The organism is Pseudoalteromonas spongiae UST010723-006 (assembly GCF_000238255.3).
Taxonomy (GTDB): Bacteria; Pseudomonadota; Gammaproteobacteria; order Enterobacterales; family Alteromonadaceae; genus Pseudoalteromonas; species Pseudoalteromonas spongiae.
The window spans coordinates 2,629,192-2,642,982 of the sequence record NZ_CP011039.1; the positions used below are offsets into that span (position 1 = coordinate 2,629,192).

The window sequence follows — 13,791 nt, forward strand, 5'->3', positions numbered from 1 at the left end:
TCGAAAGCCTCTAACGCCCAACTTTGGGACACAAATACATGGGCTAAAATAACGAGCGAAGCGAGGGAGCCCATGTATTTGTGTCCCAGCGAACGCAGTGAGCGCCAACAGTTGTTTGTTAGCTGCAAACCTGCTTATGAAAATATGCTCTATTGAGATATGTTAGGCAAGCCGTTACTGGAATTGGAAGAAACATAGCAATAGCCAAAAGCCAATCCATATAAGCTGCAAAAATAGTTGCAGTTAATGAAGCTATACAGCCTAAAGATAGATAAACAATTAATCGTTTGGGCGGAGTATCTGTTTTATATGGATAAAGCGTTAGATTGTTAAGTGCAAGCATACCCCAAAAACCCAAAAGACCAGCTACTACCATTAGAAATGGAACCAGTGTTGCCATTTGGCTTTCGAACATACTGTAGAGCCAAGCGGGACTAAATATAACCCCGAGGGTTAACAAAATCGCAGATGGTCCAAAAGATACAATTAAAACAACGAAATAAAGTATGCTTTTCATTCTTGCAGCTAACGCCCGCATAAGGGGCTGATAATAGCTTGCTAAAATGTGTAGCGAAGCGGAACTGAGCAAGCTGTTAGCAGTCCCTTCACTTAATGCGCTTGTTATGAGTAAATATTACTCCACTCTTTTACAGAGTCCCAATCAAGTTCTAACTCTACTACTTTACCTTTAGCGTGGTAATTTTTACGATAAGAAAAGAGGTTGTTATCTAGCTTGAAGCAATCAACGAAACCTTTCTCAACGGTCTTTAAACGTGACACGAGCTTATTTTCTAAATCAAATATTGCCACGCGTGTAATTGGCCCTTTTCTATAATCAGTAGTAAGCCATTCTTCGATTGCTAGATAGCGCCCATTTTGAAGTTCGCTACGAGTAAAGCCATACACAAAATTAGGTACTTTCTTACCGTCAATTTCCAATGAGTAATACGCTGGACCAAACCTAATCTCACTCTCATAGTTTAATTGATACTGCATATTCAAATTTACTCATAACAGCTTATTAATGCGCATTTCGATTTAAGGAAGTTATCCACAACCAAATATTTGCACGCTAATAAATTTTTTATTTAATATTTTCAGTAGATTACCAGTAGTTTTTTGCCCTATCAATGCAAAACTGGATTTAGATAAACGAGCCATTACTTAATCGTGCCATTAGAGGACCGTTATGTAATTTTAATTTTCAATTTTTAGCATTAAATATCAATCAGTTGTTTTTTTAGGTCTACATAATCGAGCCAAATATGATTTTACATAACGTGCCATATTCATGAACAAAAGTGGATCTTCGTAATGCAATGTGTGTAATGACGTTAGTTTTAGCAATGACCGCTCTTCGCTCTTTTGAGGCATTGGCCTAAACACGTTTTGGGGCATTTTCGATTTAGAAATGGCAGCGTATCGACTGCGCTAGCTGCCATTTTAGTATGATACTTTAATACTTAGTATGAATCTTTATTACTTGGTATGAGACTTTATTACTCTCTCACAACAGTCGCATATGTGCCGTTCAGGAAATTGGAGTATAATAAAAAGTAAACACTATAAACATAGGTTAAATTATGATTGTTACTGTTGGTAAAAACGGGGCAATTCCTCTCCCACCTGATGAAGATTTCAATGAAGAAAACAAATTAAAAATTGGTGACATTCTGCTATGTACACTTGTGAAAGATAAACGCTCGATTAAGCTTGAAAAGTTTTCAGATCAATCTTTAAATGATGAACAAATTAAAGCTCACGGCTATTTATGCCGTGTAGAAGAACTTAACCCCGAAGATTTTGAGTAATTTAATCTGATCTTTCCAAAGATAGGTATGTTATGACTATCACATTGATAAAATCAATCAACTCAAAACAAGACTTTGAAAATGCGCTCGTCGCTCATTTTATTGAATATGGGAGCACAACAACAAAACTATATCTGATAGCTCAAAGCTGACCTATAGAGTAATCACGTTTGCTCACTTTGGGGCAGAGGCGAGTTATATTTATAACCCGCCTATGGACAGAAACGTATTGAGACAAATGACAGTTATGTGCTAATTTGTTAGTTTCATAAGTGTTGCAGTTATAACCGCTGTTGCACTGATACATGCTACTAGTAATGGGACTATAACCTTCCAGCGCTCAAAGTTTGAAACCTGACGGTCATGAATTTCAATAGCAACTTCAATCAATTTTTGCACTAAACTTGGATCTAGCCTCTCACGAATTTTCTTGCCATTTTGAGTTTCACAAGGTGCTACATACCGTGAGACTAAAGAGACTCTATTTACTTTATCTTCTTCGTCTCTAACACGAAATAGTTCAGGGTGGCATTTTGATAACTCTACCCAAGAACTTGCAGATCTTGGAGCTAGCTTTAGTTCTTCGACTAAACCTTCTTCACTGCGACTAGTGTTTCTGTGAAATGCTAAAACTTGAATTAAAGCGATCACTTCACCTAGTCTATGCTCCTTAAGGTACTCTTTTGACATAACACTACACCCTCATGGCACATAACGCCCTAATAATGGGCAAAAAATTGTTTGCTAAAATGTTGAGGGACGAAAACAGCAAACTGTTTTTTGTCCTTGTTTATTAGCTTGATACTTATTGAACCTTCTCCCCGAAGTTTAGCGAACAGCTAAACTTCAAGGCGACCAAACCAAAAGGAGAAAGCTCAATGAAATTCTATACTACTTTTCACAAATATTATTGTGGAATTGACCTACATGCACGCATTTTATACGTTTGCATTCTTGATGAGCGTGGTAATAAAGTTGTTCATCAGAAAATAAAAGCTGATAAACATGAGTTACTTAAACTGGTTTCGCCCTATCTTGAAGATATCGTAATCGGTGTTGAATGCATGCATTGTTGGTATTGGGTCAGTGATTTATGTGCTGAGCATGATGTTGATTTTGTGCTTGGTCATGCCCTTTATATGAAAGCCATTCATGGTGGCAAAGCCAAAAATGATAAGATTGATTCTTATAAAATCGCAAGCCTATTGCGCGGTGGCAATTTTCCGCTAGCTTACAATTACCCAGCTAATATGCGTTCAACACGCGATTTACTTCGCAGAAGAACACGATTGGTTCAGCATGGCGCACAACTGAAAGCGCATATAGTTAACACAAATAGCCAGTACAACTATCCGCCGCTTGAACTGCATATGAAAAATAAATTTGTTCGCCAAGAATTCCAAATGCGCTTTGACGACCAAGCTGTTCAACGTAATGTTAATTTTGATTTAGCCAAACACTAAAGCTAAATCAAACCAAAACCGCCAAGCGTTGTGAATCCGTCTTAAAACGTTTGTTAGGTATTTAGTTCACGGATGAGTAAACTACCTAACTGCCTTGTGTTGTAGATGTTACCATTGCTATTTAGTATTGAAACCCCAAGCGCTTTAGCTACTTGCCTCAAATGTGGTTTAGCTGGCACAAGAGGGGAGCCATTGTCAATAACCTCTATTGAACCATTCTCACGCTCAGCAATAGTTAAGTTGCCCCAGACAGCTTCTTTAACTTTTGGAATGTCTCGATCGATGCTGTCCGATTTTGTTAGTTTGCTCAAAGCAAGTGTGTACTTTGAGCCAGAAGTACACATGAGCAACTTGGCTTTTTCAACACTTCCATCGAACAATGTTTCGATTTGCATTTCTTCAACGTTAATCCGTAAGACGATAACTCGGTCAACACTATTGAGTGTATTTGGATTAAATGAAACCTGCCCATTATTAGCCAAACGTCCAGTAGTTTTGACTGAGACTCTTTCACCGTCCCCGCTGACTACATCATATCCCGATTGATTTATTTCAGTTGCCATTTGACCGTTGGTAATCAAAGCTGAATAAAGCTCACCAATTCTTCCTGTCAAATGCCTGAGTTCAGTAATAGGAACGCCCCAATTTAACTCGCGTTCAAGCCAAGACATCGACTCACCTAGTGATTGAATTACCTGGATTTGTGTTAATGCCACAGACTTACCTCCTGATGTCTAACGCCGCTTTGAGGTGTGAGCGGCGCTTGGCTATACTTGAGCGAAGCGAAAATACCAAGCGTTGCGAATGACTCTTAAATGCTATGTTATACCTCTGTTCCAGAGTGCTCCTCCGCTAATATTACATCTTTCGTGTACTCAGAATATGATTCTTGTAAATATTTAAGCCCATCTGTTTTATCAATATTTATATCAAGCTGATCTCGAACAAACTCTAAACGATGCTTACACTCTTGTATTAATTCGCCCCACGTTTTCACATAAATAGTTAAGTTATCAATTTCATAAATGATACCTTTACCGGTTTTATCTTGCTTCAATTCCATTTCTGCAAAAGGTTTCAAATCGTTTGATATAACCCAGAAATTCCACTTGGTTTTTAGATGTTTGAATCGCTCATCTGCAATAGATGCAAATGCATATGATTTAATTTGAGAAATTTCATCTTCACCAATATCTACTTTGGGGGCTTTTAATTCAACTACTAAGTGTTCCCTTTCATCTGAGTGGTTTTTACCGATACTTCTAGTCAACATTAAATCTACAATACCGACCCTACCATCAATTCGTTTTACAGGTTTATCTAGATGAACTGCCGAACCTTTTTTATCTAAATGTATTTTTAGCACTTCACTAAGAGACTGATCATTCACTGTTAGCGAAAACTCATCCCCAAAAACCCAGGTGTTCTCGGCAAGTATCTTGTGTAATTGAGTCCTTTCTTTCAATACTTTCTTCTTGTCAGGGTTAAATAGAATTTCTTCTAGTCCTGCAATAAACCTTAACCTGTCGGATATTACTTTGGCGGTACTAATTATTGCAGATAAAGAAGCATCTTTAAGGAGCTCGGCTAACTCAGATTGCTTGCCTTTGGATAAGTTTAAAACCTCGGTCAGAATAATGTGTAAATCATCAGGATTTGAGCCAACTATTTGTTTAAGTAAACGAAACTGAAACTTTTTAAGTTTAATATCTGTTCTTTCAAATTCAGGGATTTGCTCACTGATATTCAAAGCTAAAATATCAAAGACTTGTCGCTCAGCTTCTTCTATTGGGCCATTTAGTACATTAGAGTAAGGATAAATGTTTTCAATTTTCCATTTTTGAATTTTATCTGCTGAAAGTTCAATTCGGCGCAACATGAAGTGGTTCTTTAATGCAGAAATTGCAGCGTCAATTGGCTTAGATAATGATGGCTCAAGATCTCCAAGACCCAGTGTACCGACTGTATTTAGCTTACTAATATGTTCTGATTTTAAGTAAGCCGTATATGAAAAGTCACCTGTTCCTCGAATAGTTTTTTCATAAGGTAACAAAGGAAATCCATTGTTATTACAAAGCTGAACCTCATTAGTTGTATTGCAGTTCCATTCTATAATCTGTAATTCATATGGATAATCAACATTATCAAAGAGAACATTATCTAAAGGTAGGTTAGTTTTGTGTTTAATTTGACCCTCTGGATCAACTAAGTCGCCATCAACATAAAGCTTAATTGACTTATATTGTGATAGGTATATGGCAAAAACCGACGAAAAGTGCTCAAGCAAGCGCTCTTTATTTATAGATGTAAAATCTTTGTGGGGTTCATATATTGAAACGGTTGTTCCTGCAGACTGATTAGCACTAATTTTTGGTGATGTTGGGTAAAATATACCTTTATTATCTGCTTTACCTTTTATTGTGTATGAAAGTGTATTTTCACCATCAAAGAAAGATGTATTCCATTCAACCGCCCTTCCAATTGCAAATGATTTAAATCTACCTTGACCTTCTTTACCATGTAGGAATCTTCCTTTAGGTGAAGTTCCTTTTTGCCCTTTCCAGGAACCCCCAAGGGAACTAAATAGCTTTTTGGAATCTTTATGGATAATTCCCATTCCATCATCTTTAATATGGACGGCTTGTAACCCAAAGTCAGTTCGTTCTATCGTAACTTGCACCAAATCCGCGTCAGCATCAAAAGCATTCCAAACTAGCTCAGTCAAAGCACTTAAAACTGGTGCCCGAGAAACTTTATCCAAATGATCCTTTTTTACTTCTACTTTAATTGAATCTTCCATTTAACACCTAAATTTGAATAAAACACTAAGAGGTATAGCATGTTTATAGCGAGCTAATAGCGCGTCTTTCTGAATGACTCATTTTTAGCAAAATTCTTAACTAATTGCCATTAATACTAAAATACAGGAGTTCTAGCTTTTGTCTCAGGACAAAAACGAGCGATAGGGCCGCTTTCCTGACTATGCAGGCAATATACTTTGAGGAAATAGAAAAGCAATTTTGAATGGCCGAAGTTCACTCTTTTGAGTGCATTCGCCTGAACACGTTTTGGGGCATTCTCGATTTAGGAATGGCAGCGCATTGATGATCACTGCCATTTTAGTATGATACTTATAAAGTACTCTCTCACAGTGATATTAGACTTAGGCTTTAAAACCTGTAAAAGAATTATCAACGCCATAAGATATTTGGTAGCTGAAAAGTGGATTAGCTTTCACTAGTCCTTAAAGTTTTTAAATTGAAACGGTTGCCCAAGATCACTCTCGCGAATCAATTGCATTACAGACTGTAAGTCATCACGTTTTTTACCCGTCACCCTTAATTCTTCGCCTTGTATTGCTATTTGAACTTTAATTTTTGTGTCTTTTACCATCTTAACGATCTTTTTAGCCACATCTTTTTCGATACCCTCTTTAATCGTGACTTTTTGATAGCAGAGCTTTCCCGAAAACTCAGGAGAAGATATATCCATAGCATTAGGGTCTATTTTTCTATTAACCAATTGCTTACGTAAGATATCAACCATTTGTTTAACTTGGAAATCACTCTCTGCTTTTACCGTAACAGCTGGTGATTTCCACTCAAAACTTGCATCCACGCCTCGAAAGTCAAAACGTGTACTAAGCTCTCTACTAGCGTTTTCTGTCGCATTACGCATTTCATCTAAATTAACTTCTGAGACTACATCAAATGAGGGCATATCGTTATCCTTTAAATTCAATATTAGCGTCGTATTATAACGTATTTGATGCCTTCTTCGAGGCGCAATTAAGGATAATCTCTATGCTATTTAGACTGAATAGAAATAATACTACAATAGACAAAGGATACTATAGGTACTTCAACACCGTGAATTTTCTGTTTTTCTATATAAGAGATAAAAATATATGTTAGGATTGTCTACGAAAAAAATGTAGACATGGCTGGGTTTAAGATAATAAGTTTCAAAAATACCAGTAAAAATATGTAATTACACTCGCTGACTAATTATGTCAACATTATATTTTGGGCAGATATGACATTTACTTTTGAGTCTTTAATCAGCTTCACAATTTTTTTGGCAATGTCTTTTTCTATGCCCTGCTTGATAAACACTTGCTGAGAATACGTTTTACCCGTGTGAACCACATCTTTTACTTCAAAGCTTTTAACATCTAAGCCGCGCTTTACTGCTTTTGCCGCTAAAATATCAAACATCTGATTAAGCTGAAAATCTGAATCAGCTTTCATCGTGATAATCTCTTTACCAAATTCAAATGAGGCTTCAACACCTCTAAAATCGTAACGCGTATCTAATTCACGATTTGAATTATCAACCGCGTTTTTTGCTTCAGTCATTTCCACTTCAGAAACGATATCAAATGAAGGCATAGTTATCTCCGTTATGTGCTAATGGTGCGATTATACCAATTCTGTTAAATATGTGATCAGATATAGCGCTGGATAAATGAAATGCTAACAAGGCAGAATTTAATTTATGTAGCCACTCTACACCGATAAATTTAGCTGCAAGCATGATTAGCTTTTTAATTGGGTTGGTATTATAAAGCGCATAATTAAACTTACAAATTTTTCATATTTTCACGCAATGCTATTTGTTATACTCGAAATTCGTGATTTTGAGGAAGTTTTGTGTGAGCCGACGTATTTATCAGGCATTGTTTATTGTATTTATTATTGCCTGCAGCCTGCTCTTTTTTAAAGAAGTAAAGTCATCGCTAGTTAGCATCTCGCACATCGATAAGATTGCTCACTTCGCTGTGTTTTTTGTGTTAACAGGCTTTTTAAAACGCGCGGTAAAAGCGCCGTTCTGGTTATATATTGTAATTTTGGCAGCGTATGGTGCTGGTGTGGAATACGTGCAAGGTATGCTTCCTCATCGCCAAGCTTCATTTGCTGACTTTGTTGCTGATGTTGCAGGTATTCTTAGTTACTTAATCATCAGTGCTATATGGCATAAACGCTATTCAAAAGCGAAAGAAAGTGAACAAGCCTAAGCTGTATATTGTTGGCCACGGCGCCATTGGTTTATTGTTCGCCCGATTGCTGCGCACAGCATTTGATATCAAACTGATTGTACGCAGTAAAACCAAAAACTCAGCGCACATAACGGTTACAGCGCTTGACCAGTCGGTTGAAACATTCTCGCTCGAAACCGTAACGATTGATCAAATAGACTCTATCGATAACCTCTTTATTCCAACCAAGTCTTACCAAGTCGCCAACGTTTTAGCTCAACTGCAAAATAAAATAAGCACCGGCGCCACCGTGATATTGAGCCATAATGGCATGCCCAACTTGACGGAAATTAACCAAGCGCTCACGACACAGAATCTGTTTTTCTTAACCACCAGCATGGCTGCACTTAAGCATGCAGATTTTGCGATAGCACACACTGGCTTTGGCGCTAGTTTTATTGGCGCATTAAACGCTAACACCGAAAAAACACCAACAATCGAGCATCTTTTAACAGCCATACCAAATATCACCATAGAGCAAAACATTAACGCATTACTGTGGCAAAAACTGATTATTAATATTGCGATAAACCCTTTAACTGCAGTATATCAAGTTAAAAACGGCGCGCTTATCGCACCACAATATGCCAGCGAAATTATCGGTTTGATCAATGAAGCGGTGTTTATTGCTAATAAAGAAGGGGTGGAAATATCACTTAGTAGCGCGCTTGACAGTGCCTACTGGGTAATGCGCGCAACTTCGCAAAACTACTCTTCAATGAATCGCGACGTATTTAAACAGCAGCAAAGCGAAATCGACAGTATCTGTGGTTACATCCATAAAAAAGGGGCTGAATATTGCTATTCAACCCCATTTAACTCTCGCTTTTTAGCGCTTATTCAGGACGGTACACCTTAACGTTAGTGTAGCCTTCTTCATGTAAGATCAGCGCTTGTAATTGGCTCATTACGCCCTTTTTACAATAGAGGTAATAGTCTTCACCTTTTGGTAAATCACCAAACTGTGTTGCTAACTTATAAAACGGTAAGTGTTTAACTTCAATACCATCAAGCTCTAACGGATCGTTGTCTTCTTCTTCCGGCGAACGAATATCAATTACGATCGCGCCTTTTGGTAATTCAGCTGCCGATTCAGCTTCTTTAACTTCTTCTTTAGTTTCCGCTTCAATCTCTTTAATGCACATAATACGCGCATTATTTACAACCGTATCAAGCACATCAAAATCGAAGTTTTCTTCTTCTGCAATGATCTTATCAAGCTTAGCTTTTACCGTTGGCTTTTTTGAAATAACGCCACAGAACTCAGGCATGGCTTCAGCCATTTCAGAAGTACCTATGCTACGAGCAATATCGATGATTTCTTGCTTATCGTGTTGAATAAGCGGGCGTAAAATTAGCGTTTCTGTTACGCGATCAATCACATTTAAGTTTGCTAAAGTTTGGCTCGATACCTGGCCTAGACTTTCACCTGTAACTAACGCATCAATGCCCAGCTTTTGCGCAATTGCACTACCAGCACGCATCATCATACGTTTAAGTACCACACCCATTTGGCTGTTTTCGATGTTTTCTAGAATTTCAGCAACAACCGGTTCAAAGTCTACTTTAATAAACTTTACACGGTGCGTTGAGCTAAATTGTTTCCACAAATAGTAACTTGCTTGCTTAACGCCAATCTCGTGTGTTGCACCACCAAGATTAAAGAATAAGAAGTGAGTACGTGCGCCTTTACGCATCATTAAGTAGCTTGCAACACCCGAGTCAAAACCGCCCGACATTAAGCTTAATACATCTTCTTGAGTCGGAAGCGGAAAGCCACCTAAACCTAAATGCGTTTCTTTGACGACGTAAGCAAATTCATTTTTAACTTCTACTTTTACCGTAATTTCAGGTTTTTGCAGTTTTACCTGTGCACCTTCAACATTCTGATTTAAACCACCACCAACGTAACGCTCTACGTCGCTTGAGGTGAAGTCATGCTTACCTTGACGTTTACAACGTACGCAGAAGGTTTTGCCTTTTAAACGCTCTTTGTTAAGCTCAAGTGCAACTTGATAAATATCATCTAAAGATTCAAATGTGGTTTCTTGTACTTCAATAAATTGCACAATACCCGGCACGCGCTTTAGGGTATCGATTAAACCAAGGCGAATCTCTTCATCTTGGCTTTTACACATCACTACGATGTTGTCCCAGTTTTGAATTACTTTCGCATCTTCATGAACGCGAATAACCATGTTTTTAACATTCGATGCTAAAAGCTTGGTAAAACGTTTGCGAACCGATTTACTTTTAATCGATATTTCTGGGTGTAATTTAACAATAAACTTGAACATACATCATTCTCAAAGCGACAGTGAATTTACTATTATACCAAGACTCAGTCCCTTGTTGAAAGTTTAGTTTAAGCACGCTAGTTATATCTGCTGTCTGCTCTATTTTGTTTCCAAGCTGTTTACATCTGTTAAATCATAGCCTTGCAATTCAATTTCGCTTAGTGTTTTATAGCTAAAGGCATATTGACCTAAGTTGTTACTGTAGCGTAATGCCGTTGTCTTTAATGGAATAAATCAGGGCGTGATAATTAGTTTTCTTAACAACTAACAGCGCTTGGCGTTTGCTATTAGAGTCCGCAGCATCAAAAGTAAAATAACTCCACACATCTCAGTGCAACGTACTCTAATTTTCTAAGGATAGTATTAATGCAAAAACTCACTTTAACGGCACTTACCGTCGCTGTATCTTTAGCACTTTCAGGCTGTAACAGTACAAGCTCATCCTCGACTCAAGCGCAATCAACAAGCACTGCAATTAACTTACCGAGTGTTGACGTAAGTTATGACTCTTTTACACTGGATAATGGCTTAAAAGTTATTGTTCACACAGACCGAAAAGCACCGATTGTCGCTGTAAACGTTTGGTATAACGTTGGCTCAAAGCATGAAAAATTAGGCAAAACTGGTTTTGCCCATTTATTCGAACACTTAATGTTTAACGGTACTGAAAACTATAACGATGAGTATTTTGGTCCATTCGAAAAAGCCGGTGCAACTGAACAAAACGGTACTACAAACAACGACCGTACAAACTACTTCCAAAACGTACCAACCACAGCATTAGATATGGCGCTTTGGATGGAATCTGATCGCATGGGTCACTTACTTGGCGCCATTACCCAAGAAAAACTCGATGAACAGCGCGGTGTCGTACAAAATGAAAAACGCCAAGGTGAAGCGCGCCCTTATGGCAAAATGTGGGGAGCGGTAGCGGAAAATACATTCCCGAAAGGTCACCCTTACTCGTGGTCTGTCATCGGCTCAATGGAAGATTTAAATGCGGCGTCACTTGATGATGTGCACCAGTGGTTTAAAGATTATTATGGCCCTAACAATGCCGTACTAGTGCTTGCTGGTGACATTGACGTGGCAACCGCAAAAGAAAAAGTTAACAAGTACTTTGGCGACATCAAACCAGGTAAGCCAGTTGCACAAATTGATGCATGGGTGGCTAAGCGTACTGGCACTAAACGTATGACAATGCAAGACCGCGTGCCGAGTCCTCGTATTGTTAAAGTATGGAATACCGCTGAAAAAGGTACCGCTGATAGCGAGTATTTATCACTGCTTGCAGATGTACTTGCCGGTGGAAAAAACAGTCGCCTTTATAAGCGCCTAGTCTATCAAGAGCAAAAAGCATCAATGGCATTTGCCTTTAACTACACTCGCACTATGGCGGGTCAAATTATGATTGGTGTTGATACGCTACCGGGTGCAAACTTAAACGAAGTAGAAGCGATTATTGATGAAGAACTTGCGAAACTACTGGATGAAGGCCCTACAAACGAAGAACTAAACCGTATTAAATTCTCAAATGCGGCAAGCTGGGTAAAAAATGTTGAAGGCGTTGGTGGTTTTGGTGGCAAGTCAGACATTCTAGCATCAGGCATGGTTTACCACGGCGACCCTGTTTTCTATAAAAAACAAGAGGCGATTCAAAACGCCGCAACCCCTGCTGATATTCAACAAGCAGGTAAAAAATGGTTAACTGATGGTGATTTTGTACTAACAATCGAACCGTTTGAAAAGCTTTCACACAACCAAACAGGCGCAGATAGAAGTAAAGTACCAAGCGTTGATTCATTACCTGAACTCAAGCTACCTGAAGTACAAACTGCGCGCTTAAACAATGGTTTAGAAGTTGTATTGGCACAGCGTTCTGACACGCCAAGTATCAATATGGAACTTAATTTTGACGGTGGCTTCTCATCAACTACCGACGATAAAGCTGGCCTTGCACTCTTTACAATGAAAATGCTGCGCGAAGGCACCAATGAATTATCAAGCTTAGAGCTGGCTGCAGAACTTGAAAAAATTGGCGCGTCACTTTATTCAGGTGCAAGTTTAGATAACGCTGATGTTAGTTTAAGTGCATTAAAAGTGAATTGGCAGCGCAGTGCTGAGTTATTTTCACAAGCGATACTTAACCCTGCATTTAACGAGCAAGATATTGAGCGTATTCGTAAACTCACGATTGACGGCATCAAAAAAGAAAAATCAACACCAATGAGCAATGCATTGCGTGAACTGCCACCACGTTTATACGGCGAAAATCACGCATATTCGCAACCTTTAACAGGCTCGGGTTACGCAGCAACCGTTAACAGTTTCACTCGTGACGACTTAGTTAATTACAAAAACACTTGGTTACGCCCTGATAACGCACGCTTAGTTGTGGTTGGCGATATTTCAATGGATGAGCTAACCACAACACTAAATACTACGTTGGCTGACTGGAAGGCGCCAAATACTGCAAAACCAGCGGTAAGCCTAACGCAGGTAACACCGGCACAAACAGCTAAAGTATATGTAATCGACAAGCCAGATACGCCACAATCACTGATTGTTGCCGGTTTACTTGGCCCGGATCGCAATAGTTTAGCCACTGATCAAGATATTAAGCTGGATATTATGAACACCATTATTGGCGGTTCATTTACGTCACGTATTAATATGAATCTGCGTGAAGATAAAGGTTGGTCATACGGTGCTCGCTCTGCATTACTTGACTATAAAGGGCAGTCTCCGTTCTTTGTTTATGCGCCAGTGCAAACCGACAAAACCAAAGAGTCGATTCAAGAGATCTTAAAAGAACTAGAAAACTACACTGGTAAAAAACCAGCCACTGACGAAGAGCTAAATAAAGTTGTCAGTAACAAGGTTGCTAAACTACCAGGTCGTTACGAGAAAAAGTGGTCGTTACTTGGCTCGCTATCAAGCGCATATAAGCGAGGCAAAGATGTATCTGACCTTGAGCAATATGGTTCAAAAGTAAAAAGCACCACACTTAGTGACGTGAAACAACAAGCTAAAGGCCTTATCAAACAAGACCAAATGACATGGGTTATTGTGGGTGATGTGGCAAAAATTAAAGCGGAACTTGAATCACTTAACTTAGGTGAAATTGTTTACCTAGAAGATTAACGAAATAGCTAAGTATTAATTTAAAAAGCCGCAATTAC

At 38.6% G+C, this 13,791-nt stretch carries 11 protein-coding genes and 2 pseudogenes; 5 read left to right on the forward strand and 8 right to left on the reverse strand.

The features are described from left to right. Positions 1-118: 118 nt before the first annotated feature. Entirely contained in the window at positions 119-517 is a 399-nt protein-coding gene (locus PSPO_RS12140; RefSeq protein ID WP_021032974.1) for a hypothetical protein, read from the reverse strand. A 104-nt stretch (positions 518-621) separates the two neighbouring features. Continuing rightward, positions 622-996, reverse strand: a complete 375-nt coding sequence (locus PSPO_RS12145; protein ID WP_010562051.1) for a hypothetical protein — start codon at positions 994-996, stop codon at positions 622-624. A gap of 587 nt (positions 997-1,583) precedes the next feature. Here PSPO_RS12145 and PSPO_RS12150 point away from each other — a divergent pair. Next, complete coding sequence (locus tag PSPO_RS12150; RefSeq protein ID WP_010562052.1) at positions 1,584-1,811, forward strand: hypothetical protein; 228 nt, start codon at positions 1,584-1,586, stop codon at positions 1,809-1,811. Between the two features lie 252 nt (positions 1,812-2,063). Here the strand turns inward: PSPO_RS12150 and PSPO_RS12155 are convergent, their stop codons facing one another. Continuing rightward, the gene (locus PSPO_RS12155) at positions 2,064-2,501 is read right to left on the reverse strand and encodes a hypothetical protein (RefSeq protein ID WP_010562053.1); all 438 of its coding nucleotides are present in this window, start codon (positions 2,499-2,501) and stop codon (positions 2,064-2,066) included. A gap of 188 nt (positions 2,502-2,689) precedes the next feature. Between PSPO_RS12155 and PSPO_RS12160 the strand changes: the two are divergent. Then, positions 2,690-3,265 (forward strand): annotated as a pseudogene (locus PSPO_RS12160) (IS110 family transposase); the annotation flags it as partial. A gap of 62 nt (positions 3,266-3,327) precedes the next feature. Here PSPO_RS12160 and PSPO_RS12165 read toward each other — a convergent pair. From PSPO_RS12165 to PSPO_RS12180, 4 genes and pseudogenes are all read right to left on the reverse strand, one after another. Next, the gene (locus PSPO_RS12165) at positions 3,328-3,990 is read right to left on the reverse strand and encodes a DUF6998 domain-containing protein (protein ID WP_010562055.1); all 663 of its coding nucleotides are present in this window, start codon (positions 3,988-3,990) and stop codon (positions 3,328-3,330) included. Positions 3,991-4,097: 107 nt separating this feature from the next. Then, positions 4,098-6,074 carry an ATP-binding protein gene (locus PSPO_RS12170; protein WP_010562056.1) on the reverse strand — a complete coding sequence of 659 codons (1,977 nt, stop codon included), beginning with the start codon at positions 6,072-6,074 and terminating at the stop codon, positions 4,098-4,100. Between the two features lie 437 nt (positions 6,075-6,511). Then, a complete protein-coding gene (locus PSPO_RS12175; RefSeq protein ID WP_010562057.1) occupies positions 6,512-6,994 on the reverse strand; it encodes a YajQ family cyclic di-GMP-binding protein in 483 nt (160 codons plus the stop codon). Between the two features lie 308 nt (positions 6,995-7,302). Further along, a pseudogene (locus PSPO_RS12180) lies at positions 7,303-7,665 on the reverse strand (YajQ family cyclic di-GMP-binding protein); the annotation flags it as partial. 263 nt (positions 7,666-7,928) lie between these two features. Between PSPO_RS12180 and PSPO_RS12185 the strand changes: the two are divergent. Both PSPO_RS12185 and PSPO_RS12190 read left to right on the forward strand, forming a co-directional pair. Continuing rightward, positions 7,929-8,291, forward strand: coding sequence for a VanZ family protein (locus PSPO_RS12185; protein WP_010562059.1), 363 nt, complete (start codon positions 7,929-7,931; stop codon positions 8,289-8,291). Beyond that, entirely contained in the window at positions 8,278-9,171 is an 894-nt protein-coding gene (locus PSPO_RS12190) for a ketopantoate reductase family protein (RefSeq protein WP_010562060.1), read from the forward strand. The genes PSPO_RS12185 and PSPO_RS12190 overlap by 14 nt, the downstream gene beginning before the upstream one ends. Here PSPO_RS12190 and thiI read toward each other — a convergent pair. After that, positions 9,149-10,609, reverse strand: coding sequence for a tRNA uracil 4-sulfurtransferase ThiI (gene thiI, locus PSPO_RS12195; RefSeq protein WP_010562061.1), 1,461 nt, complete (start codon positions 10,607-10,609; stop codon positions 9,149-9,151). The genes PSPO_RS12190 and thiI overlap by 23 nt on opposite strands. Positions 10,610-10,975: 366 nt before the next feature. Between thiI and PSPO_RS12200 the strand changes: the two genes are divergently transcribed. Then, entirely contained in the window at positions 10,976-13,753 is a 2,778-nt protein-coding gene (locus PSPO_RS12200) for a M16 family metallopeptidase (RefSeq protein ID WP_010562062.1), read from the forward strand. Positions 13,754-13,791 lie beyond the last annotated feature (38 nt).